Annotated in this window: 19 protein-coding genes; 15 read left to right on the top strand and 4 right to left on the bottom strand. The window is 70.5% G+C overall.

Translation table 11 applies throughout. The features are described from left to right. The first annotated feature begins 1 nt into the window (after position 1). Positions 2-793: a PHP domain-containing protein gene (locus NBT67_RS12530; protein WP_251342064.1), complete on the top strand. Its 792-nt coding sequence runs from the start codon at positions 2-4 to the stop codon at positions 791-793. Positions 794-818: 25 nt separating this feature from the next. Continuing rightward, positions 819-983 (top strand): DUF6757 family protein, encoded by a 165-nt coding sequence (locus NBT67_RS12525; RefSeq protein ID WP_251342063.1) that lies wholly within the window; start codon positions 819-821, stop codon positions 981-983. 20 nt (positions 984-1,003) lie between these two features. On the opposite strand, the gene NBT67_RS12520 is transcribed toward NBT67_RS12525, so the two are convergent. Beyond that, on the bottom strand, positions 1,004-1,552 hold the full coding sequence (locus NBT67_RS12520; RefSeq protein WP_251342061.1) for a DedA family protein: 549 nt from the start codon (positions 1,550-1,552) through the stop codon (positions 1,004-1,006). Positions 1,553-1,619: 67 nt separating this feature from the next. Here NBT67_RS12520 and hemB point away from each other — a divergent pair, with 67 nt between their 5' ends. The 11 genes from hemB (at position 1,620) to NBT67_RS12465 (ending at position 16,770) form a co-directional block, all read left to right on the top strand. Then, the gene (gene hemB / locus NBT67_RS12515; RefSeq protein ID WP_251342060.1) at positions 1,620-2,603 is read left to right on the top strand and encodes a porphobilinogen synthase; all 984 of its coding nucleotides are present in this window, start codon (positions 1,620-1,622) and stop codon (positions 2,601-2,603) included. A gap of 298 nt (positions 2,604-2,901) precedes the next feature. Then, positions 2,902-4,575 carry an ammonium transporter gene (locus NBT67_RS12510; RefSeq protein ID WP_251342059.1) on the top strand — a complete coding sequence of 558 codons (1,674 nt, stop codon included), beginning with the start codon at positions 2,902-2,904 and terminating at the stop codon, positions 4,573-4,575. A 95-nt stretch (positions 4,576-4,670) separates the two neighbouring features. Further along, positions 4,671-6,005, top strand: a complete 1,335-nt coding sequence (gene hemL, locus NBT67_RS12505) for a glutamate-1-semialdehyde 2,1-aminomutase (protein WP_251342058.1) — start codon at positions 4,671-4,673, stop codon at positions 6,003-6,005. Between the two features lie 35 nt (positions 6,006-6,040). After that, complete coding sequence (gene hemC / locus NBT67_RS12500) at positions 6,041-7,135, top strand: hydroxymethylbilane synthase (protein ID WP_251342056.1); 1,095 nt, start codon at positions 6,041-6,043, stop codon at positions 7,133-7,135. Then, complete coding sequence (locus NBT67_RS12495) at positions 7,132-7,881, top strand: uroporphyrinogen-III synthase (protein ID WP_251342054.1); 750 nt, start codon at positions 7,132-7,134, stop codon at positions 7,879-7,881. The genes hemC and NBT67_RS12495 overlap by 4 nt, the downstream gene beginning before the upstream one ends. A 16-nt stretch (positions 7,882-7,897) precedes the next feature. After that, positions 7,898-9,394 (top strand): RecJ family nuclease, encoded by a 1,497-nt coding sequence (recJ, locus tag NBT67_RS12490; protein ID WP_251342053.1) that lies wholly within the window; start codon positions 7,898-7,900, stop codon positions 9,392-9,394. Between the two features lie 50 nt (positions 9,395-9,444). Further along, the gene (gene cysK / locus NBT67_RS12485) at positions 9,445-10,377 is read left to right on the top strand and encodes a cysteine synthase A (RefSeq protein WP_251342052.1); all 933 of its coding nucleotides are present in this window, start codon (positions 9,445-9,447) and stop codon (positions 10,375-10,377) included. A 43-nt stretch (positions 10,378-10,420) separates the two neighbouring features. Continuing rightward, complete coding sequence (locus NBT67_RS12480) at positions 10,421-10,756, top strand: DUF5783 family protein (protein WP_251342050.1); 336 nt, start codon at positions 10,421-10,423, stop codon at positions 10,754-10,756. A gap of 25 nt (positions 10,757-10,781) precedes the next feature. After that, a complete protein-coding gene (locus NBT67_RS12475; protein ID WP_251342048.1) occupies positions 10,782-11,159 on the top strand; it encodes a NifU family protein in 378 nt (125 codons plus the stop codon). 110 nt (positions 11,160-11,269) lie between these two features. Then, positions 11,270-11,665 (top strand): PPC domain-containing DNA-binding protein, encoded by a 396-nt coding sequence (locus NBT67_RS12470; RefSeq protein WP_251342046.1) that lies wholly within the window; start codon positions 11,270-11,272, stop codon positions 11,663-11,665. Continuing rightward, positions 11,662-16,770: a DNA polymerase II large subunit gene (locus NBT67_RS12465; RefSeq protein ID WP_251342044.1), complete on the top strand. Its 5,109-nt coding sequence runs from the start codon at positions 11,662-11,664 to the stop codon at positions 16,768-16,770. The genes NBT67_RS12470 and NBT67_RS12465 overlap by 4 nt, the downstream gene beginning before the upstream one ends. 15 nt (positions 16,771-16,785) lie before the next feature. Here NBT67_RS12465 and NBT67_RS12460 read toward each other — a convergent pair whose 3' ends face one another. Then, positions 16,786-17,739, bottom strand: coding sequence for an NAD-dependent epimerase/dehydratase family protein (locus tag NBT67_RS12460; RefSeq protein WP_251342043.1), 954 nt, complete (start codon positions 17,737-17,739; stop codon positions 16,786-16,788). A gap of 140 nt (positions 17,740-17,879) precedes the next feature. Here NBT67_RS12460 and NBT67_RS12455 point away from each other — a divergent pair, with 140 nt between their 5' ends. Then, positions 17,880-18,167: a DUF7130 family rubredoxin-like protein gene (locus NBT67_RS12455; RefSeq protein ID WP_251342042.1), complete on the top strand. Its 288-nt coding sequence runs from the start codon at positions 17,880-17,882 to the stop codon at positions 18,165-18,167. 74 nt (positions 18,168-18,241) lie between these two features. After that, the gene (locus tag NBT67_RS12450) at positions 18,242-20,422 is read left to right on the top strand and encodes a hypothetical protein (protein WP_251342040.1); all 2,181 of its coding nucleotides are present in this window, start codon (positions 18,242-18,244) and stop codon (positions 20,420-20,422) included. A 39-nt stretch (positions 20,423-20,461) separates the two neighbouring features. On the opposite strand, the gene NBT67_RS12445 is transcribed toward NBT67_RS12450, so the two are convergent. Further along, positions 20,462-22,009: a sulfatase gene (locus NBT67_RS12445; RefSeq protein WP_251342039.1), complete on the bottom strand. Its 1,548-nt coding sequence runs from the start codon at positions 22,007-22,009 to the stop codon at positions 20,462-20,464. A gap of 58 nt (positions 22,010-22,067) precedes the next feature. After that, positions 22,068-22,232, bottom strand: coding sequence for a DUF7556 family protein (locus tag NBT67_RS12440; RefSeq protein ID WP_251342037.1), 165 nt, complete (start codon positions 22,230-22,232; stop codon positions 22,068-22,070). Positions 22,233-22,297: the final 65 nt, after the last annotated feature.

The raw sequence follows: 22,297 nt of genomic DNA, 5'->3' as shown, positions 1-22,297 counted from the left end.
CATGGACGTGGTCGCGGATCTGCACGTACACACACCCGTCTCCGACGGGCGACTACCCCTCTCGGCGCTCCCGGCGGCCGCGCGGCGGGCGGGCGTCGAGGCCGTCGCCGTCACCGACCACGACCGCCTCCACCCGGACCTTGGGGCGCCGGTGACCGTCCGCGAGGGCGTGACGGTGATCCGGGGGATCGAACTCCAGGTCGAGACGGGATGGGGACGGATCGACCTGCTCGGCTACGGCGTCGCGGAGACGGCGGCGCTCCGGGCGGAACTCGACCGCCTGCAGGCCGATCGGATCGACCGGGCGCGGCGGATGACCGAACGGATCGAGGACCGCCTCGGCGTCGATCTGAACGTCGCCCTCGAACCCGGCGTGGGGCGCCCGCACGTCGCACGGGCGGTCGAGGAGAGCGACGCCGACTGCGACTACGCGGGCGCGTTCGAGCGGTTCATCGGCGACGACGGGCCGTGTTACGTCCCCCGCGAGGTGCCGTCGGTGGACCGCGGCCTCGAACTGCTGGGCGAGGCCTGTCCGGTCGTCTCGCTGGCCCACCCGTTCCGGTACGCCGACCCCGACGCCGCGCTCGAACTCGCGCCGCGGCTGGACGGGATCGAGCGGTACTACCCGTACGAGGGGCCGGTCGACGAGGCGCGTCTCGACGAGGTGATCGAGGCGGGCGACCTCCTGGCGACCGGGGGGAGCGACGCCCACGACCGGCGGCTGGGGATCGCGGGCCTCGACGCCGCGGGATACGAGCGCGTCGCGTCGCGTCTGCCGGATGCGCAGGGTTAAACCGGAGGGAGCACCTACCGCGGGTATGAACTGCCACTACTGTGATCGCGAGGCCGCCTACGCGGCGGAGAAGGAGGGGATCCGCGTCGGCCTCTGCGAAGATCACTTCCGCGAGCGGCTGGAGGAACTCGCGGAGTCCGACGACCTCGCCGCCCTGCGCGAGAAGATCGACATCGACCGCACCGAGTAGCGTCTCTCTCCTCGTCCCGCTCACAGCACCGTCCCGAACCAGAGGTACAGTCCGGCCAGGATCGACTCGAAGGAGAGGGTTCCGAGCGCCGACAGGGCCACGAACCGGCGGTCGTCCATCCCGGCGAGGCCGGCGGGAACCGTCACCATCCCCCGCGTGAACAGGAGCGTGTTGCTGACGGGGACGACCACCGGTCCCCAGCGGTCGAACCAGCCCTCGAAGCGGTCGAGGGCGTCGTCGCTGACGCGGAACCAGCGCGACGCCAGCAGGCGCTCCCGGCCGGCGCGCTTGGCGACGGTGAACAGGGCGAACTGGCCGACCGTCGCGCCCGCGACGGCGACGGCGACGACGACCACCGCGTTCGTCACCGTCCCCCCGAGGAGGGCGAGCGCCCCCGGGACGACGAGTTCGCTCGGCACGACGTACAGCAACATCGCCCCTTCGAGGACGAAGACGCCGAAGAGGACCAGCAGGCCGTAGTCGGCGGCCAGGAGTTCGCGGAGGGAGGCGGGCAACTGCGCGACCTGGAGCGGGACGGACACGTCACCCTCTGCACCGCGGGGGACCATATCGGTTGCGTGTGCGCGTCGTGAGCGGGAGCGACGGGGTTTTGACCGTCCCGGGCGAGGCGCCCGTATGGATCAGGCAGACCGCCCCCGGCGACTGCGCCGGGACGGCCTCCGCTCGCTGGTCAGCGAGACCGAACTCCGCGCGGCCGACCTCGTGGCGCCCGTGTTCGTCGACGCGACGACCGACGAACGGGTGCCCATCGAGTCGATGCCCGGCCACGAACGGGTCCCCGTCGACGAGGCGGTCCCCCGCGTCGAGGAGATCACGGAGACGGGCGTCGAGGCAGTCATCCTGTTCGGGATCCCCGAGTCGAAGGACAGCGAGGGCTCGCGCGCCTGGGCGGCGGACGGCGTCGTCCAGCGGGCGACGCGGGCCGTCACCGCGGAGACGGACGCGACGGTCATCACCGACGTCTGTCTCTGTGAGTACACCGACCACGGCCACTGCGGGATGCTGGAGGCCGACGCCCGGGACGATCCGACCCTGACCGTCGACAACGACGCGACCCTCGATCCCCTCGCGCGGACGGCCGTCTCCCACGCCGAAGCGGGGGCCGACGTGGTCGCCCCCTCCAGCATGACCGACGGGATGGTCGGGGCGATCCGGACGGCCCTCGACGACGCCGGCTTCGCCGACGTGGCGATCATGTCCTACGCCGCGAAGTACGAGAGCGCCTTCTACGGCCCGTTCCGCGACGCCGCCGACGGCGCGCCCGCCTTCGGCGACCGGCGCCACTACCAGATGGACCCCGCGAACGGCCGGGAGGCGCTCCGGGAGGTCCGCCTCGACGTACAGCAGGGCGCCGACGTGTTGATGGTCAAACCCGGCCTCCCCTACCTCGACGTGGTGAGCGCCGTCCGCCGGGAGTTCGACCGGCCCGTCGCCGCCTACAACGTCAGCGGCGAGTACGCGATGCTCCACGCCGCGGCGGAGAAGGGCTGGCTCGACCTGGAGGCCGCGGCCAGGGAGTCCCTGCTCTCGCTCAAGCGCGCCGGCGCCGACCTGATCGTGACGTACTTCGCGGAGGACGTGGCGCCCGACTGCCGGTGACCGGCCCGCGGCCGCCCGCGGAAGTATAGATAGTCCGACACAACGTTCGTGGAGTTATCCGGCAACAATTGTCCGCCGAGTGCCGATTTTACGTCCTTATACAACCCTTATCTGCTATTAAATCGGACGAACATTCACGCGACCCCTGATATATAGACATTTGTAAACGCCAATCCTTATACTATGTCGTAACAGTAGCTTCTATCGCAACTCGGAGAACGAACATGGTAGAAGAATTCGGAAACGCGAACGTCTGTCCAAGCACCGATAGCGAAGTACCGTCAGGGGAGGTGGCCGGATGCTGACGCCGCTCCAGATCGACCCGTCGGCGATCACGGCCGGCGTCAACAACGCCTGGATCCTCACCGTCAGCTTCCTCATCTTCTTCATGCACGCTGGCTTCGCCATGCTGGAGGCGGGGCAGGTGCGCTCGAAGAACGTCGCCAACCAGCTGACGAAGAACATGCTGACCTGGAGCGTGGGCGTCATCGTCTACTTCCTGATCGGCGCCGGCGTCTCGACCATCGTCGGCGGCGGCTCGAACCCGTTCGGTTACATCACCGGGAGTTCGGCGGGCTGGGTCGGCTGGCTGTACGGCGCGGTGTTCGCCATGACGGCGGCGACCATCGTCAGCGGCGCGGTGGCGGGTCGCGCGAAGCTCCGCGCGTACGTCGCCTACACCGTCCTGCTCTCGGCGGTCATCTACCCGGTCGTCACCGGTCTCACCTGGGCCGGCGGCTTCCTGACGACGATCGGTCCGGGCTTCCAAGACTTCGCGGGCGGCATGATCGTCCACGGCATGGGCGGCATCGCCGGCCTCACGGCCGCGTGGGTCCTCGGCCCCCGGATGGACCGCTACAACGAGGACGGCTCGGTGAACATCATCCCCGGCCACTCGCTCACCTTCGCGGTGCTGGGGACGCTCATCCTCTGTTTCGGCTGGTACGGCTTCAACGTGGGCACGTCAGCCATCTTCAGCGACGGCGGCCTGCTCGGTGACCAGCTCGGTCGCGTCGCCCTCACGACCACGATGGGCATGGCCGCGGGCGCCATCGGCGCCGGCGCGGCCTCGCTCGGCAAGACCGGCAAGGTCGACACCCTCTACGTCGCCAACGGCATGCTCGCCGGGCTGGTCGGCATCACCAGCAACACCAACGCGATCACCTGGATCGGCGCCCTCGTGATCGGCGGGCTCGCCGGCGCGCAGCTCCCCGTCGTCTTCGAGTTCGTCGAGAAGCGCCTCAAGATCGACGACGTGTGTGCGGTCTTCCCCGTCCACGGCAGCGCGGGGGTCCTCGGCGCGGTCCTCTTCCCGCTCTTTGCCGTCCCCGGCTACTCCGTGAGCTTCGTCGGCCAGCTCGCCGGCGTCGTCGTCATCGGCGCCTGGACGATAGCCGCGACGGCGCTGGTGTTCGGCGTCATCAAGGCGATGGGCCAGGCCCGCGTCTCGCCCGAACACGAGCGTGAGGGCCTCGACGTGGCCGAACACGGAGTCAACACCTACCCCGAGTTCGGCGAACCCGACGTGGTTCCCGACGGCGGCCAGAGCCAAGAGATCCGCACCGACGGCGGCCAGAGCCAGGAGATCCGCACCGACGGCGGCGAACCCGTCCGCACCGACGGCGGCAGCGGGATCAAGATGGTCGTCGCGATGCTCCGCCCGGAGAAGCTGGGCGACGTGAAACAGGCCATCGCCGAGGTGGGCGCGCCCTCGATCACCGTGACGAACGTCTCCGGCCGCGGGTCCCAGCCCGCGAAGAAGGGCCAGTGGCGCGGCGAGGAGTACACGGTCGACCTCCACCAGAAGGTCAAAATCGAGTGCGTGGTCGCGGACGTGCCCGCCCAAGACGTCGCCGACGCCATCCGCGAGAGCGCGAACACGGGCGAACCCGGCGACGGCAAGATCTTCATCCTGCCCGTCGAGAACGCCATCCAGGTCCGCACCGGCAAGGAGGGACCCGACGCCGTCTGAGACTCCGCCCTCGACTGCGGCCCGCGGTGAGCACCGGTGTGGACTCCTTTTCGCGACCCAGTACATTCTTTCCGACGCCGCACACAGCGGTAGGTATGAACCACGACGAATCGCGGGAACTGTACGACCGGGCGCTGTCGGTGCTGCCCGGCGGCGTCAACTCGTCGGTGCGGGCGTCGATGCCGTACCCCTTCTTCGTCGAGCGTGGCGACGGCGCACACGTCGTCGACGCCGACGGCAACCGCTATCTCGACTACGTGATGGGCTACGGCCCGCTGCTGTACGGCCACGACCTCCCCGATCCGGTCGAGGCGGCGGTGCAGTCACACGTCAGTTCGGGGCCGATGTACGGCGCGCCCACCGAGGTCGAGGTCGACCTCGCGGAGTTCGTCACCCGGCACGTCCCCTCGGTCGAGATGCTGCGCTTCGTCAACTCGGGGACCGAAGCGACCGTCTCGGCGGTCCGCCTCGCGCGGGCCTACACCGGGCGCGACAAGATCGTCGTCATGCAGGGGGGCTACCACGGCGCCCAGGAGTCGACGCTCGTCGAGGGCGGCCCCGAGGGCGCGACGCCCTCCTCGCCGGGCATCCCCGAGTCCTTCGCCGAACACACCATCCCCGTCCCGTTCAACGATCCCGACACCGTCGCGGACGTGTTCGAGGAACACGGCGACGACATCGCCGCGGTCCTCACCGAACCCATCCTCGGCAACATGGGCGTGGTGATGCCCGTCGACGGCTTCCACGAGACGCTCCGCGAACTCTGTGACGAACACGGCGCGCTGCTGATCTTCGACGAGGTCATCACCGGCTTCCGCGTCGGCGGCCTCGGCTGTGCGCAAAGCGAGTTCGGCGTCACGCCCGACCTGACGACGCTTGGGAAGATCGTCGGCGGCGGCTTCCCCGTCGGCGCCGTGGGCGGCCGTGCCGAAATCGTCGAACACCTCACCCCCGGCGGCGACGTGTTCCAGTCGGGCACCTTCTCGGGCCATCCCGTCACGATGGCCGCCGGCCTCGAAACCCTCCGGTACGCCGCCGAGAACGACGTCTACGACCACGTGAACGCGCTCGGCGAGCGGTTGCGGGCGGGGATCACCGACATCCTCGAGGAGCAGGCCCCGGAGTACACCGTCGTCGGCACCGGGAGCATCTTCAAGACCATCTTCACCCGCGACGGGGAGGGCGGCGAGGGGCGCTGTGAAGCCGGCTGTCGCCAGCGCGAGGACTGCCCCAACTTCGACGCCTGTCCCAAGACGGGCGCGGACGTGGCGGCCGCCGAGACCAACCGCTGGGAGCGGGTGTTCTGGCAGGAGATGAAGGATCGGCGGATCTTCCTCACCGCCAACCAGTTCGAGGCGCAGTTCGTGAGCTACGCCCACACGGAGGAGGACATCCAGCGGACGCTGGACGCGTATCAGGAGGCGCTATAGCGGGGCTTTTCACCCTCGGGAGCGAGACGTCGGATATGAGCACGCGCGGGACCATACGGCTAGCGACGCGCGGATCCGACCTCGCCCGCCGACAGGCGGCGAGCGTCAGCGAGCGCCTCGACGGGCCGCGGCGCACCGTCGAGACGGTGGAGGTGTCGACCCGCGGCGACGAGATCCGGGACGAACTCATCCACCGCCTCGGCAAGACGGGAGCGTTCGTCCGCGCCCTCGACGAGAAGGTGCTGGACGGGGACGTCGACGCCGCGGTCCACTCGATGAAGGACATGCCCACGGAGTCGCCCGAGGACCTCGTGGTCGCCGGCGTCCCGGAGCGCGCGCCCGCGGGCGACGTGCTGGTGACGCCCGACGGGGCGGAACTGGAGGCCCTGCCGGAGGGCGCCGTCGTCGGCACCTCGTCGCTCCGGCGGGGCGCGCAGTTGCGCCGGGCACGGCCGGATCTCGACATCGAACCGCTCCGTGGCAACGTCGACACCCGGCTGGAGAAACTGCTGGCGCCGAGCCTCCAGCGGGAACACGAGCGGCGACTGGAGGCCGCGGAGGCGGACGGGGACGACGCCTTCGATCGGTCGGTCGACGAGTGGTTCGACGGGCTCTCGGAACTGGAGCGGAGCGCGATGGAGCGAGCGGTCGACCGGGAGTACGACGCCGTCGTCCTCGCGGAGGCGGGACTGGAGCGGAGCGGCCTGCTGGGGACCGTCGAGACGACCCGGCTCCCCCGGGACGCCTTCGTCCCCGCGCCGGGGCAGGGCGCCATCGCGGTGACCGCCCGGGCCGACGGCGAGATGACCGGAACGATCCACGACCGGATCGACGACCCCGTGACGCGCGTCGAGACGACCGTCGAGCGGACGATCCTCGCGGAACTCGGCGGCGGCTGTATCGCCCCCATCGGCGTCTACGCCGTCGTCCAGGGGGAGTACGTCCACGTCACGGTGCAGGTGCTCTCCCTCGACGGCGAGGAGGGCGTCGAGCGGACGGCCGACCTGCCGATCACGGACCACGCCGACGCGGCGGCGTCGCTCGCCGCCGAGTTGCGCGAGGAGGGCGCGGCGGCGTTGGTCGAGCGCGCCCGCGAGGAGGCGGACGCGGGGACGGGGGCGTCGGAGTGACCGGGGGGACGGACGGCGACCGCCCGCGCGTCGCGGTCTTCCGCCCCGACGACGACCGACTGGCCGCGGCCCGAGCCCGCCTCGACGAACTGGGCGCCGAGGCGGTCGGCGACCCGATGCTCGCGGTCGAGCCGACGGGCGAGACGCCGCGTGACGCCGACTACGCCGTGTTCACGAGCAAGACGGGGGCGGAACTCGTCGCGGCGGCGGGGTGGGAGCCGGGACGAGCGACCGTCGTCGCCATCGGCCCGAAGACCGCCGAGGCGCTGGAGGCGGCGGGCTACGCCGTGGATCTGGTGCCCGAGGAGTTCTCCTCGACGGGGCTGGTCGACCTGCTCGCCGACCGGGCCGCGGACGCGACGGTCGAGGTGGCACGGAGCGACCACGGAAGTCCCGTCCTGCTCGACGGCCTCCGGGCGGCCGGCGCCGACGTCCACGAGACGGTGCTCTACCGGCTGATCCGCCCGGAGGGGGCCGGCGAGTCGGCGGCGCTCGCCGCGGCCGGTGACCTGGACGCCGCCTGTTTCACCTCGTCGCTGACGGTCGAACACTTCCTCGACGCCGCCGCGGAGCGCGGGATCCGCGACGCGGCGGTCGCGGGCCTGAACGCCGCCGTCGTCGGCGTCATCGGCGAGCCGACGCGCGAGACGGCCGCGGGGAAGGGCATCGACGTGGACGTGGTGCCGGACGAGGCGACGTTCGAGGCGCTGGCCCGGGAGACGGTCGCCCGCCTCCGGGGACGCTGACGAGGGTTTATCCCCGATGGCGACCGAACCGACGACGATGGGTCCCGTGCCCGAACTCGCGGAGCGGGCGGCGAGGTGTGCCGACCGCCTCCGGGCGGCCGACGCCGTCCTGCTCGCCTCCCACATCGACGCCGACGGCCTGACGAGCGCCGCCGTCGCCGCCACGGCGCTGGAACGCGCGGGGATCCCCTTCGAGACGGTGTTCGAGAAACAGCTCGACGAGGACGCGATCCGCTCCATCGCGGCGACCGACTACGACACCGTCCTGTTCACCGACTTCGGGAGCGGCCAACTCGACGTCGTCACCGAGTACGACGACGCCTTCACCCCCGTGATCGCCGACCACCACCAGCCGGCGGACGCGGAGGTCGAGTACCACTGCAACCCGCTGCTCGTGGGGCTCGACGGCGCGAGCGAACTCTCGGGGGCCGGCGCGGCGTACGTCCTCGCGCGCGCCCTCGAACCGGAGGGCGTCGACAACCGCGACCTGGCGGCGCTGGCCGTCGTCGGCGCCGTCGGCGACATGCAGGGCGGGGTCGACGGCCTCACCGGCGCCAACGAGGGCGTCGTCGCCGAGGGCATCGAGGCGGGCGTCCTCGCGGAGGGGACGGACCTCGCGATGTACGGCCGGCAGACCCGCCCGCTCCCGAAACTGCTTCAGTACGCGAGCGACGTGCGGATCCCGGGGATCACCGGCGACGAGGCCGGCGCGGTGTCCTTCCTCTCGGAACTGGACGCCGACCTCCGTGTCGACGGCGATGCGTCGGGGACGCCCGGGGCGACCGGCGACGCCGGTGGCGGCGGGTGGAAGCGATGGGTCGACCTCACCGACGACGACCGGCGGACGGTGGCGAGCGCCCTGCTCAAGCGCGCGGTGGCGAGCGGCGTCCCGGCCGACCGGGTGAACGACCTGATCGGGACGACCTACACGCTCACCGCCGAGGCGGAGGGGACGGAACTGCGCGACGTGAGCGAGTTCTCCACCCTGCTGAACGCGACGGCTCGCTACGAGCGCGCGGACGTCGGGCTCGCGGTGTGTCTGGGCGACAGGGGCGAGGCCCTGCAGCGCGCCCGGACGCTCCTGCGCAACCACCGCAAGAACCTCTCTGAGGGGCTGGAACTCGTGAAGTCGGAGGGCGTGACCGTCGAGGAGCACGTCCAGTGGTTCGACGCGGGCACGCGGATCCGGGAGACCATCGTCGGCATCGTCGCGGGGATGGCCCTCGGCGCGGACGGCGTGCGCCGTGACCTGCCCATCGTCGCCTTCGCGAGCGTGGCGGGGAGCGGTGAGGGGAGCGAGAGCGGGGGCGGGGAGGTGAAGGTGTCAGCCCGCGGCTCACACGCGCTGGTCCGGCGGGGGCTCGACCTCTCGGCGGTCATGCGGGAGGCGGCGCGGGCCGTCGGCGGCGACGGCGGCGGGCACGACGTGGCCGCGGGGGCGACCATCCCCGCCGCCGAGCGCGAGGCGTTCGTGGCCGAGGCGGATCGGATCGTCGGCGAGCAACTCGGGTAGCGAACCGGTTCGGGTCAACGCTTACCGGTGGCGGCGGGGTAGCCGCGTCCATGAGCGACTCCACGACGGCCGAGCGGCGTGGCCCGGACGTGGTCGACTCCGTCGAGGGGTTGATCGGCGACACGCCGCTGGTCCGCCTCGACGGCTTCGCCGACAACCTGCTCGGGAAGGTGGAGGCGGCCAACCCCTACTCGGTCAAGGATCGCATCGCGCGGGCGATGATCGACGCCGCGGAGCGGGCGGGCGACCTGCCGCCGGGCGGGACGGTGGTGGAGGCCACCAGCGGCAACACGGGCATCGGGCTGGCGGCGGTGGCGGCCGCCCGGGGGTACGACTGCACCCTCGCGATGCCGGAGTCGATGTCCGAGGAGCGGCGGACGGTCCTCGCGGCCCTCGGCGCGGACCTGGAGGTGACGCCGGCCGAGGAGGGGATGGGCGGCGCGAACCGCCGGGCCGAGGAACTGGCGGCGGCGGACGACGCCGTCCTCGCCCGGCAGTTCGAGAACGCGGCGAACCCGCGGGCTCACCGGGAGACGACGGGCCCGGAGATCGAACGGGCGACCGGCGGCGACGTCGACGCCGTCGTCGCGGGCGTCGGCACCGGGGGCACCATCACGGGGGTCGCGGAACACTTCGAGGAGCGGGGGATCGAGGTGACGGCCGTCGCCGTCGAACCCGCGTCGTCGCCGACCGTCTCGGCGGTGTGTTCGGACGGCCACGACATCCAGGGCATCGGGCCGGGGTTCCGGCCCGACGTGTTGCGGACGGCCCTGATCGACGAGGTGCGGGCGGTGACGGCCGCGGAGGCGCGGGAGGCCGCCCGCCGCCTCGGCCGCGAGGCGGGACTGCTCGTCGGCGTCTCCTCGGGGGCGGCCCTGGCGGCGGCGACGGCGTACGCCGCCGACCACCCGGCGGAGACGACGGTGGTGATCCTCCCCGACACGGGTGAGCGGTACCTCTCGACGGGGCTGTTCGAGGCCTGACGGCGACCGTCCGACTTTTGCCCGCGCCGGCGCAAGGGCGCGCATGGCCGAGTTCGACCCCGAGAAGTTCGAGGACAAGTACGCCAACTACTTCACCGAGCTCCAGCGGGCGTACAAGAACGCCTTCGAGACGATGAACGACCGGTTCGACTCGGAACTGGTCCACGCCATCGACCAGCAGGTGCTCAACGAGTCCGAACCGTTCTACGAGGACGGCGAGTTCCGGATCGAACTCCCCGAGAACCCGACCGACCGGGTGACCGCCGTGGTGGTGGACGACGAGAAACTGGAGGCGACGCTCTCGCGGTACGTCGAGGAGATCCGGGCGGAACTCCGGGCGGTGTTCGGCCTCGACGAGCGGGACGAACCAAAGGCCTAAGCCCGTCGGAATCCAAGCCCCGCGCATGAGTACCGACGCTCAGGACGCCGACGGCGAGGACGACCTCCGCGAGCGCATCACCAACTTCCTGCGGCGGAACTTCCCGCAGATCCAGATGCACGGCGGCAGCGCGGCCATCCAGAACATCGACGCCGAGAGCGGCGAGGTGAGCATCCAGCTCGGCGGCGCCTGTTCCGGCTGTGGCATCTCCCCCATGACGATCCAGGCGATCAAGAGCCGGATGGTCAAGGAGATCCCCGAGATCACGAAGGTCCACGCCGACACCGGCATGGAGGGCATGGGCGGCGAGGGCGGCCACGGCGGCGGCATGGAGCCCTCGTTCCCCGGCGAGACGAGCGACGACGGCGACGGTCGCGACGAAGGCCCGCAGGCCCCGTTCTAACGTCCAGTTCGCCGCGGTGTTTTCTTGCCGCTCGATCAGCCGCGGCGCCGCCCCGCCCGGCGGTCGGCGAACCGAGTAAGGTTTAATCCGGGGCCGACCGTGTCGCGTCTATGGACGCTCGTGAACTCGCCGTGAGCGCGGAGTACCGCGTCGCCGTCGAGGAGGGCGACGACTGGCGGGGGGCCATCGAGGCCGTCGCCGCCGACGAGGGGGTCGACGCGGCGTGGTTCACCGGCGCGGGCACGGTTCGGGACGCGGACGTGTGGCACTACGACCCGGACGCCGACGAGCATCGCGCGGTGCGGTTCGACGAGACGCTGTCGGTCGCGGCCTGCACGGGCGAAGTGCGGGCGGTCGACGGGGGCGGGGAGCCGGAGGCCCGCCCCTACGCCGTCCTCACGCGGCCGAGCGGGCAGGCGGTCGGCGGCTACCTCAACGCCGCCGACGCCGTCGAGGGATGGCTGTACCTCCGGGCCTTCGAGCAACGCGGGGCCGAGGAACCGTGACGCCGGACGACGAGCGCTACTTCGAGCGGATGGAACACCGCCTCGACGAGGCGTTCGACCTGGCGGAGCGGGCCAAGCGGCGGGGGGTCGACCCCGAACCCGAGGTCGAGATTCCGGTCGCGCGCGACATGGCCGACCGGGTCGAGAACATCCTCGGCATCGACGGCGTCGCCGAGCGGGTCCGCGAACTCGACGGGAAGATGAGCCGCGAGGAGGCCGCGCTGGCGCTCGTCACCGACTTCGTCGAGGGCGAGGTCGGCGACTACGAGACCGACGCCGGGAAGATCGAGGGCGCGGTGCGGACGGCCGTCGCCCTCCTGACGGAGGGGGTCGTCGCCGCGCCCATCGAGGGGATCGACCGCGTCGAGGTGCTGGACAACGACGACGGCACCCGGTTCGTCAACGTCTACTACGCGGGGCCGATCCGCTCGGCCGGCGGCACGGCACAGGCGCTCTCGGTGCTGGTCGCGGACTACGCCCGCTCGCTGCTCGGCATCGAGGAGTTCAAACCCCGCGACGACGAGATCGAGCGCTACGCCGAGGAGATCGACCTCTACGACTCCGAGACGGGACTGCAGTACACGCCCAAGGACGAGGAGACGAAGTTCATCGCGGAGCACATGCCGATCATGCTGGACGGGGAGGCGACGGGCGACGAGGAGGTGTCGGGCTTTCGCGACCTGGAGCGGGTCGACACCAACGCCGCCCGCGGGGGGATGTGTCTCGTCCTCGCGGAGGGCATCGCGCTGAAGGCGCCGAAGATCCAGCGCTACACCCGCGACCTGGAGGAAGTGGAGTGGCCGTGGCTCCAGGACCTCATCGACGGCACCATCGGGGAGGACGACGAGGTGGACGAGGCCGACGCCGACGCGGAGGCCGACGACGATCCGGACGATCCGGACGGGACGGACGAGACGGGACCGCCGCGGGTCGATCCGTCCGGCAAGTACCTGCGGGACCTGATCGCCGGGCGGCCGGTGTTCGGCCACCCCTCGGAGTCCGGGGGCTTCCGCCTGCGGTACGGCCGCGCCCGGAACCACGGGTTCGCGACGGCCGGCGTCCACCCCGCCACGATGCACCTCGTCGACGACTTCCTCGCGACGGGGACGCAGATCAAGACCGAGCGCCCGGGGAAGGCGGCCGGGGTGGTCCCCGTCGACACCATCGAGGGACCAACCGTCCGCCTGGCGAACGGCGAGGTCCGCCGCATCGACGACCCCGCGGAGGCCCTGGAGATCCGCAACGGCGTCGAGGCCATCCTCGACCTCGGCGAGTACCTCGTCAACTACGGCGAGTTCGTCGAGAACAACCACGCCCTCGCACCCGCCTCCTACACGTTCGAGTGGTGGATTCGGGAGTTCGAGGGGAGCGGTGCGGACGTGCAGGCGCTCCGGGACGACCCGCGGGTCGACCTCGCGGAGCCGACGGCCGCCGAGGCGATCGAGTGGGCGACCGAGTACGACTGCCCGCTCCACCCCGCCTACACCTACCTCTGGCACGACGTGAGCGTCGCGGCGGTGGACACGCTGGCCGCGGCGGTCGCGGAGGGCGACCCCGTCGCCGTCGAGAGCGACGGCGGCCGCGGGGTCGTCCGCGGGAGCGACGGAGACCACGAGGACGTCCTCCTGATTGAGCGAACCGAGGGGATCCGACGGACGCTCGAATCCCTCCTCGTCGAACACGTCGCGACCGACGAGGGGGTCAGGATTCCGGACTGGCGGCCGCTCGCCCGGTCGCTCGGGCTGACGCCGGACCTCGACCGGACGTGGTCGGTCGCGGACCTCTCGACGGCGGCCCGGGAGTACGGCGACGGCGACAACGCGGTTCGCGCGGTCGACGAGGTGGCGCCGTTCACCGTGCGGGAGCGGGCGCCCACCCGCATCGGCAACCGGATGGGTCGCCCGGAGAAGTCGGAGCGGCGCGACCTCTCGCCCGCGGTCCACACGCTCTTTCCCATCGGCGAGGCCGGCGGGAGTCAGCGGGACGTGGGCGCCGCGGCCAGCGCCCGCACCGACGAGGGGAAGGGCGTCGTGAGCGTCGAGGTGGGCCGACGGGCGTGTCCCGACTGCGGGACGACCACCCACCGGACGGGCTGTCCCGACTGCGGGAGCCACACCGAACCGGTCTACGAGTGTGACTCCTGTGGGCGCCCCGTGGACCCGGACGAGTCGGGGCGGGTCCACTGCGAGCGCTGTGATCGGGACGTGACCAGCGTCGAGCGACGACGGCTCGACGTCGGCGAGCGCTACCGGGAGGCGCTGGACGCCGTCGGCGAGCGGGAGTCGGCGTTCGACATCCTCAAGGGTGTCAAGGGGCTCACCTCCGCGAACAAGACGCCCGAGCCGATGGAGAAGGGCGTGTTGCGGGCCAAACACGGCGTCAGCGCGTTCAAGGACGGCACGGTCCGCTACGACATGACGGACCTGCCGGTGACGGCGGTCCGCCCCGAGGAACTCGACGTCACGGCCGCGGACTTCCGCGAACTCGGCTACGAGACGGACGTCGACGGCGACCCCCTCCGGTTCGACGACCAACTGGTCGAACTCAAGGTGCAGGACATCGTCCTCTCGGACGGCGCGGCCGAACACCTCCTGCAGACGGCGGACTTCGTCGACGACCTGTTGACGGAGTTCTACGACCTGCCCGCGTTCTACGAGGTGGACGAGCGCGAGGACCTGGTGGGCGAACTCGTCTTCGGGATGGCGCCACACACCTCCGCCGCGGTGGTGGGGCGGGTGGTCGGGTTCACGTCGGCGTCGGTGGGCTACGCGCACCCGTACTTCCACGCGGCGAAGCGGCGGAACTGCGACGGCGACGAGGACTGCGTCATGCTCCTCATGGACGGGTTGCTCAACTTCAGTCGGGAGTTCCTGCCCGACCAGCGGGGCGGGAGCGTCGCCGACGACTCGCGGCTCGTCGCGGTCTCGCCCGAGGGCGACGTTCGATTCCTGACCGTCGAGTCGTTCTGGGAGGAACTCGACGGCGAGGTCGTGCGTGAGGGCAAGTTCCGGAAGAAGCCGTGTCTCTCGGAAGGCTGGCAGACGTACGTCTTCGACGACGACCATCGATCGTCGCTCGCCCCCATCGAGAAGGCGATCCGGTATCCCGCCGCCGAGGACGAGACGCTGCTCCGGGTCGAGACGCAGTTCGGTCGGTCTCTGGACATCACCGCCGATCACAGTCTCTTCCGTTACGACGACGGAATCGAGGAGGTCGCCGGCGCGGATCTGGAGGAAGGTGATCTCGTTCTGGCACCCCGACAACTCGATATCGACCCGGTCGAGACGACGGTCGACGTCGTCGAGGCGGTCGACGATCCGTACGTCTTCATCGACGACCACGTGGAGGATTTGCTCCGGACGGTCTGGGAGTCGACGGAACACGGAAGCGACGCCCACGGCGAGTTCATGCGGGGGCTGTCGTACCGCCTCGCCAAGCGCAAGATCGGCTACGAACGGTTCGAACGCATCCTCGATTCGGGTGGCTTCGAGGGCGTTCCGGACGACGTGACTGTCGGATTACCGGGGTCCGAAACCGGAATCGACCGCGAGATCGGGGTCGACGAGGAGTTCGCGTGGCTCCTCGGCCTGTTCGTCGCCGAGGGGACGCTGTCGAGTACGTATCCAGCGATCTACAACGGCGACGAGGAGATCATCGAACGAGCGCGTTCGCACGTCGAATCGACGCTGGGTAACGACCCCTCGATCAGGTGGTCGAACCGGGCGTACGAGATCCGGCTTCCCGCGGTCTTCCGCGACGTGCTCTACGACCTCGGATTCGTCGACGCCGAGTCGTACGACTCCAGCGAGAAGCTGATCCCCGATTGCATTCGTCGAGCGCCACGGGAGGTCGTACTGGCGTTCCTTCGGGGGTTCATCGCTGGGGATGGAAGCGAGAAGACGGACGACAACGCCACGACGATAGCCTTCCACTCGACCAGCGAGGAGGTCAAGGACGGTCTCGTGTTCCTGCTCCACCGACTCGGGATCGTGGCCAACGTTTCGGTCACGACGGAGCGAACCGGGAACGGACAGGACATCTACACGGTCACGGTCTCCGGTGGTGCGACCGACAACCCGCTCCGTAGGGTTCTCGGCGGCGATGAACCGTACCATTCGGAGAGTCTCGTCGTCACGATCCCGGACGCCCTGATGGAGATCCGCGAGATGGACATTGAGGGGGTCACGCAACTGATTCCGAAGTACCTCAAACGCCGCGAGAACGTCTCGTTGGAGAAACTTCGGGAGACGATCACGGCGCTGGAGAACCGTGATCTGCCGGCAGCCGCGAAGACGCGGCTCGACGACCTTCGGCCGCTCGTCGACGGGGATCTCTCGTATCTTCGGGTGCAGAGCGTCGAAGAAGTCGATTACGAGGGCCACCTCTACGATCTTCAGGTCGGCGGCGAACCCATCTTCACCGCGAACTGGCTGTACGCCCACAACTCGATGGACGCCCCCCTCGTCATGTCCTCCCGCATCGACCCCACGGAGATCGACGACGAGGCACACAACATGGACGTGGTGCGGGAGTATCCACAGGAGTTCTACGAGGCGACCCGCGAGATGGCCGACCCGGAGGCGGTGGACGTCGAAATCGCGGAGGCGTCGCTGGGGACGGAGTCGGAGTACCACGGCTTCGACCACACCCACGACACCTCGAACATCGCGCTGGGACCGGACCTCTCGGCGTACAAGACGCTGGGGTCGATGATGGAGAAGATGGACGCCCAGTTGAACCTGGCGCGGAAGCTCCGCGCGGTGGACGAGACGGACGTGGCCGAGCGGGTCATCGAGTACCACTTCCTCCCGGACCTGATCGGGAACCTCCGGGCGTTCTCCCGGCAGGAGACGCGGTGTCTGGACTGCGGGACGTCCTACCGGCGGATGCCGCTGTCGGGGGACTGCCGGGAGTGTGGCGGCCGGGTCAACCTCACCGTCCACGAGGGGTCGGTGAACAAGTACATGGACACCGCCATCGAGGTGGCCGAGGAGTTCGACTGTCGGCCGTACACGAAACAGCGGCTGGAAGTGCTCGAGAAGAGCCTCGAGAGCGTCTTCGAGAACGACCGGAACAAGCCGTCGCGGCTCGACGACTTCATGTGAGCGGCGGGGCGGCGCTCACGCGTCCGCGCCGGCGTCGCCGCCAGCGATTTCGGCGACCAGCTGGTCGGTCGCGCGCCGAACGGCCTCGTCGCTCGACAGGTCGGGGTCCCACCCCAGCGCGGACAGCTTCTCGACGGAGAGTCGCATCTTGGGGACGTCGCCCGTCCACCCGCGGTCGCCGCCGGTGAACTCGTAGACCGGATCGAGCCCCATCCGCTCGGCGACGATGTCGGCGATGCGGGTGACCGAGGTGGTCGTCCGCGTCCCCAGGTTGTAGACGTTCAGGTCGTCGTCCGCGTGCTCGACGACGTGTCGGATGGCGTCGACGCACTCCTCGACGTGGAGGTAGGACTTCTCCTGGCGGCCGTCGCCGAGGATCTCGAGGGTGTCCGGATCCGCGACGAGTTTCTCGACGAAGTCGGGGATGACGTTACCACGCTGGTGCGGGCCGACGATGTTGGCGAACCTGAAACACCAGACCGTCATGCCGTGGGAGTGGGCGTACGTCGAGAGGAGCGCCTCGTCGGCGAGTTTCGCGGCCCCGTACACCGAGATGGGTTCGAGCGGGGCGTAATCCTCGGGCGTCGGCCGCGGGGCCTCGCCGTAGACCGTCGAGGAGGAGGTAAAGGCGAGGTTCGAGACCCCGACCTCGTCCATCCGTTCGAGGACGTTGTAGGTCATCGCGGCGTTCTCCTCGAACAGTTGTCGGGGGCGGTCGTGGTTCGTGTCCGTGTACGCCGCGAGGTGGAAGACGACGTCGACGTCGGGGGTGATGACGTCGGCGACGTCGTCCCGGTCGGTCACGTCGGCGCGGACGAGTTCGGCGTCGTCCGGCACGTACTCGGCGCTCCCCTTCGAGAGGTCGTCGGCGACGACGACGCGGTTGTCGGGGACGAGCGTCTCCGCGAGGTGGGTGCCGATGAGTCCGGCGCCGCCCGTGATCACGACGTCGCGATCGGTGAGTCTCATACCCTCGGATCCGCCGGTAGGAGAAAAGAGGTTGCGGATCGCTCCGACCCTCCCGCGCCGCACCGACGACGGGCCGGACTCCCCGCGGGGCCACCAATCAGCCGAGTAACCATTAATCCGCCCGAGCCCGAAGGTCGGGTATGGGTGGAGAGAGCGACCTCACCGTCGGACGGACGGTGTACGACAGCGAGGGGACGGCGCTTGGGACGATCCGCGGCTTCGACGAGGACGGCTTCTTCGTCACGACGCGGGAGGGGATCGAGGCGCTGTCCATCGAACACGAACGCGCCGGCCACGAGTTCGGGGAGGCGGAACTGGTGTGGCGGTGTTCGCGATGTGGTGCCGTCGGCGACATCGACGACATGCCAGAGGCGTGTCCGGACTGTGACGCGCCGCGGGAGGACCTCTACTACTGGACGGAGGACTAGGGTCACCGCGGAGGAGTCCGCGGGTTTCTCCCCGTCCGGAACACTTAGTGTAGTCGGTTCTACACCCGTATGGTATGGGGAGACGCATACGGGGACGCGTCGTAGCCGCGGTGATCGTGTTGCTCGTCGTCTCGGGGGTCGCGCCGACCGTCGCGGCCGCTCCGAGTCTCAGCGTCACGGTGGACGGAACGTCCGTCCAGGGCGGCGAATCGATCACCGTCACCGACGATCCACGGATCGGCATCGAGGCGTCCGGCGACGCGACGATCGAATCGGTCGAGGTCAGGGTCGACGGCGAGACCCGCCACTCGTTCCAGCCCGGGTCGGAGTCGTTCTCCGAGTCGCCCACGGTCGACCTCGACGACGGCGAACACGAGGTGACCGTCGTCGCGGAGGGATCGGGAACGACGACGCGGACGGCGACGGTGGTGATGGACTCGGACGCCCCGGAGGTGAGTTACACGTCGCCGTTCACCACCGATCGCACGAGGCCGTCGGATACCGTGACCATCGAGGAGGCGGACACGCGGATCGCGGGCGAACTGTACGACCGGAGCGGCGTGCAGATGGTGCGGATCGAGCGGAACTACGAGTGGAAGTTCGCCGGCCAGACGAGTCGTGACCGAACCACCTACCGCATCGAGGATCCGGGCGAGAACTTCTCCCGGCCCATCCTGTTCGGACTGGGGGAAAACTCCCTGCGGGTCGAACTGATCGACGTCCACGGTCAGCGCGCCACCCACGACATCACCGTGAACGTGGTCGACGACACGCGACCGTCGATCGACATCGACCGGTTCGAGCGAAGCGGGAGCACGCTCGAAGTCGCGGGCGTCGTCAGCGACAACGTCAAGGTCGAGAGCCTCGGCGTCCGCACGGGAAGCGGACGGAAGTCCGTGCTGACCGAGACGTCGAACGAGCCCAACCCGGAGCGCATCGCGGCCGACTTCGAGTTCTCGACGCGGGTGAGCGACGGCGCCCAGGAGATCACGCTCATCGCCACGGACGTGGCCGGCAACACCCGGACGTGGGACGTCCCGCTGGACTACCGGGGACACCTGGTCCCGACCATCAGCATCGACCGCGAGGCCACGCAGGTCCGGGGTGACTCCGTCGCCGTCTCGGGGACGGTCACCGACGGGCGGGTCACGCGAGTCGTCGTCGAGACGGTGGGGCCGGACGGCTCGACGCTCTCGACGGCCACCGTCCACGAGGGCGAGGTGACCGACCGGGTCCCCGTCCGGGCGCGCCTCCCGACCGCCGAAGGGGAGACGACCGTCGTCGTTCGCGCCGTCGACGCCGACGGACGGGAACACGAGGGGACGCTGACGCTGGATACGGGCGGCGAGGCGGCGACGACGACGACCGAGGCGCGGGCGACGACGGCGGCGGCGACCACCGCCGCGCCGTCGACGCCAGCCGCGACGACCGCCGCCCCCGACGTGACGGCGGCGGCCGTGCGGTCGGACCCCGTGTCGCTCGGCGTCGCGTCGACCCACCTCCCGGTCCCGGCACCGGTCCCGTTCCCGCTCTCGATTCCGCTTCCCGTCCCCTTCGCCGGATCGCTGGTCGTCGTCGCCGTCCTCGGACTCGCGATGGCGATCAGCGGCGTCACGGCGACGGAGGCCGCCGAGTCGGCGACCGCCGAGGACCGCGCGTCGGCGGGCGACGCCGGCGCGGCGACCGCCGGGCGCGGCGAGGGCACCGGTGGAACCGGCGCCGGCGCTCCCGGCGACCCACAGGCCGGCCGCCGGAGTGACCCCCGGACCGCGGGACAGCCCGCCGAATCGGCCCCGGAGACGGCCGGCCACGCCGCGGGACGGGGAACGCCCGCCTCGGGTCCCGGCGGGCGGCCGTCGGACCGACCGCCGGGCGAACCGCCCGCGGACGAGCCGCCGGAACGGCCGGGGGCGGACGGCTCGGCCGACGACCCCGCGGGGAGCGAAGCGGCGGGGGTGGACGGCGACCCGGAGCCCGAACCGGCGTTCGACGTGACCGATCACCTGGACGTGGCGTCGGTGGCCGACGTCGACGCGGACGACGTGGCGACGCTGGCGGACCGACTCGACGCCGACGACGCGGAGCGGGTCGCGAACGCGGCCCGCGGACTGGCTGACGTCGCCGGCGAGCGACCGGAACTGATCGCGGGGACGGAGGCCGAATCGCGCCTGCGCGATCTCCGCCTCGACCCGGACCCCGACGTGAGCGACGCGGCGAGCACGGCGGTGCGACGGCTCGCGGACGCGGACGGCTGATCGACGGTCGCAAGCCGTCGCCGCGAGACGGACCGGTCGTCACTCCAGATAGCCCAGGTCGCGCAGGCGCTCCTGGGCCTCGTCGTCCATGTCGGCGACGGCGTCGTCGGTCACGTCGGCGTCGTCGGCGCCGGTCCACGCGCCGCCGACCCTCGACTCGAAGTCCGCGAGGGTCCGCTCCGTCGCCTCGACGGCGGGGTCGGCGTCGCCCGCGACGTTCGTCGTCTCGCCGGGATCGGCGTCGAGGCGGTAGGCCTCGTCGTCGATCCGGTCGATCCGGACGTACTTCGCGTCGGGGCGGCGGGCGGCCCGCATCCGGGCGTAGAACCGGGAGTCCTCGGGGATCTCGATGCCGGCGTCGGCGGCCTTCTCCTCCAGTTGCTTGAGTTCGACCACCGGCCGGGAGTACTCGACGAAGCCGAACTCGCCGCCGGGGGCGGCCGCCTGTCCGGGGTCCGGATCGGCCGCGTCGTCGAAGGCGCGGTAGTCGTCGGCCAGCAGGGAACGGGTGGGATCGCGGGCGACGGCCGTGTCGCCGGCGGCCGCGGGGTCGCCGCCCTCGACGCCCAGCGCGTCGAGGACGGTGTGGTACAGGTCGACGAGTTCGACGGTGTCCGTCCGGCGGTCGGCGTCGAGGGCCGGGTGTTTGACCATGAGCGGGACGTTCACCAGCGGGTCGTAGAGGCAGAACTCGTGGCCGTAGAGGTCGTGTTCGCCGTGGAGTTCGCCGTGGTCCGCACAGACGACGACCGCGGTGTCCTCCCACTCGCCACGGTCCTTCAGCCAGTCGAACAGGCGGGTGAGCTGGGCGTCGATGTGGGCGATTTCGGCGTCGTAGAGGTTCCGGATGTCGGCCCACTCGTCGGCGTCGATGTCGCGGGCGCCGGAGTTGTACTCCTTGGAGTTCTGGCAGACGGCGGTCGAGTCGACGCCGGGGGCGAACTCCGCGGCGAACTCGTCGGGCGGGTGGTAGGGGAGGTGGGCGTCCATCAGGTTGACGAAGGCGAACCAGTCCTCGGAGTCGGCGACGAACTCCTGGGTGCGGTCGATCACGGCGGGCGTCTTGGAGTCGGCCCCCTCGCCGCCCGCGAGGTACTCGTGGGCGACGTTGCCGAGGGAGACGAGTTTGTCGGCGACGGCGCGCAGCCGGTCGCTGTCGTTCATCGTCTTCCACGCGCGGGCGAGGGGACCGGAGAGCAGGTCGCCGGGCATCACCTCGAAGAAGTTGTCCTGGTGGTCGAAGCCGTCGGTGAGGTGGGTGTAGGGCGTGATCCAGGCGTTCGAGGAGTAACACGCGGTGTCGTAGCCGGCCGCCGACAGCGTCTCGGCGAGGGTGGTGGCGCCCTCCAGATAGGGGTTCTCCTGGTCGGCGCCGTGCTGGCTGGGGTAGAGACCGGTAAAGAGGGAGGCGTGAACGGGAAGGGTCCAGGGAGCGGGCGCCACCGCCTCCTCGAAGACGGTGGCCTCGTCGGCGAAGTCGGCCAGACCGGGCGTCGTCGGCCGGTCGTAGCCGTAGGGTGTCAGGTGATCCGCCCGAACCGTGTCCATGACGACGAAGAGGACGTTCCCGGGGGCGTCGCTCGACATGTCTGCTCGTGCGTGGGTCGAGCGAATAAAGCCCGCGGATCGTCGCGGAGGGCCGCGACTACCGCCAGTCGTCGAGGCCCGTCGCGTCGGTCAGCGGGACGGAGAGCCAGGCGTCGTCCCGGGAAATGTCGGCGATGACGAACTCCGGGAGCCCTGGACCCTCGTCGACCGCGGCCATGACTTCCGAACCCTTCCCCCCTGCCGTCGTCACGTCGGGCGCCATGTATGGTACGTAGTGACAATCTCATATAAATACGTCGATATGACGGCGAGGGGATAGCGGTGGCG

The organism is Haloplanus sp. GDY1 (assembly GCF_023703775.1).
Classification (GTDB): domain Archaea; phylum Halobacteriota; class Halobacteria; order Halobacteriales; family Haloferacaceae; genus Haloplanus; species Haloplanus halophilus.
This window is presented reverse-complemented; position numbering and strand designations above follow the sequence as displayed.

Bases quoted from the DNA above. Each gene is read 5' to 3' on its own strand.
- NBT67_RS12530 (WP_251342064.1), top strand. From the start codon at position 2: ATGGACGTGGTCGCGGATCTGCACGTACACACACCCGTCTCCGACGGG.
- NBT67_RS12525 (WP_251342063.1), top strand. From the start codon at position 819: ATGAACTGCCACTACTGTGATCGCGAGGCCGCCTACGCGGCGGAGAAG.
- NBT67_RS12520 (WP_251342061.1), bottom strand. From the start codon at position 1,552: ATGGTCCCCCGCGGTGCAGAGGGTGACGTGTCCGTCCCGCTCCAGGTC.
- hemB (WP_251342060.1), top strand. From the start codon at position 1,620: ATGGATCAGGCAGACCGCCCCCGGCGACTGCGCCGGGACGGCCTCCGC.
- NBT67_RS12510 (WP_251342059.1), top strand. From the start codon at position 2,902: ATGCTGACGCCGCTCCAGATCGACCCGTCGGCGATCACGGCCGGCGTC.
- hemL (WP_251342058.1), top strand. From the start codon at position 4,671: ATGAACCACGACGAATCGCGGGAACTGTACGACCGGGCGCTGTCGGTG.
- hemC (WP_251342056.1), top strand. From the start codon at position 6,041: ATGAGCACGCGCGGGACCATACGGCTAGCGACGCGCGGATCCGACCTC.
- recJ (WP_251342053.1), top strand. From the start codon at position 7,898: ATGGCGACCGAACCGACGACGATGGGTCCCGTGCCCGAACTCGCGGAG.
- cysK (WP_251342052.1), top strand. From the start codon at position 9,445: ATGAGCGACTCCACGACGGCCGAGCGGCGTGGCCCGGACGTGGTCGAC.
- NBT67_RS12480 (WP_251342050.1), top strand. From the start codon at position 10,421: ATGGCCGAGTTCGACCCCGAGAAGTTCGAGGACAAGTACGCCAACTAC.
- NBT67_RS12475 (WP_251342048.1), top strand. From the start codon at position 10,782: ATGAGTACCGACGCTCAGGACGCCGACGGCGAGGACGACCTCCGCGAG.
- NBT67_RS12470 (WP_251342046.1), top strand. From the start codon at position 11,270: ATGGACGCTCGTGAACTCGCCGTGAGCGCGGAGTACCGCGTCGCCGTC.
- NBT67_RS12460 (WP_251342043.1), bottom strand. From the start codon at position 17,739: ATGAGACTCACCGATCGCGACGTCGTGATCACGGGCGGCGCCGGACTC.
- NBT67_RS12455 (WP_251342042.1), top strand. From the start codon at position 17,880: ATGGGTGGAGAGAGCGACCTCACCGTCGGACGGACGGTGTACGACAGC.
- NBT67_RS12450 (WP_251342040.1), top strand. From the start codon at position 18,242: ATGGGGAGACGCATACGGGGACGCGTCGTAGCCGCGGTGATCGTGTTG.
- NBT67_RS12445 (WP_251342039.1), bottom strand. From the start codon at position 22,009: ATGTCGAGCGACGCCCCCGGGAACGTCCTCTTCGTCGTCATGGACACG.
- NBT67_RS12440 (WP_251342037.1), bottom strand. From the start codon at position 22,232: ATGGCGCCCGACGTGACGACGGCAGGGGGGAAGGGTTCGGAAGTCATG.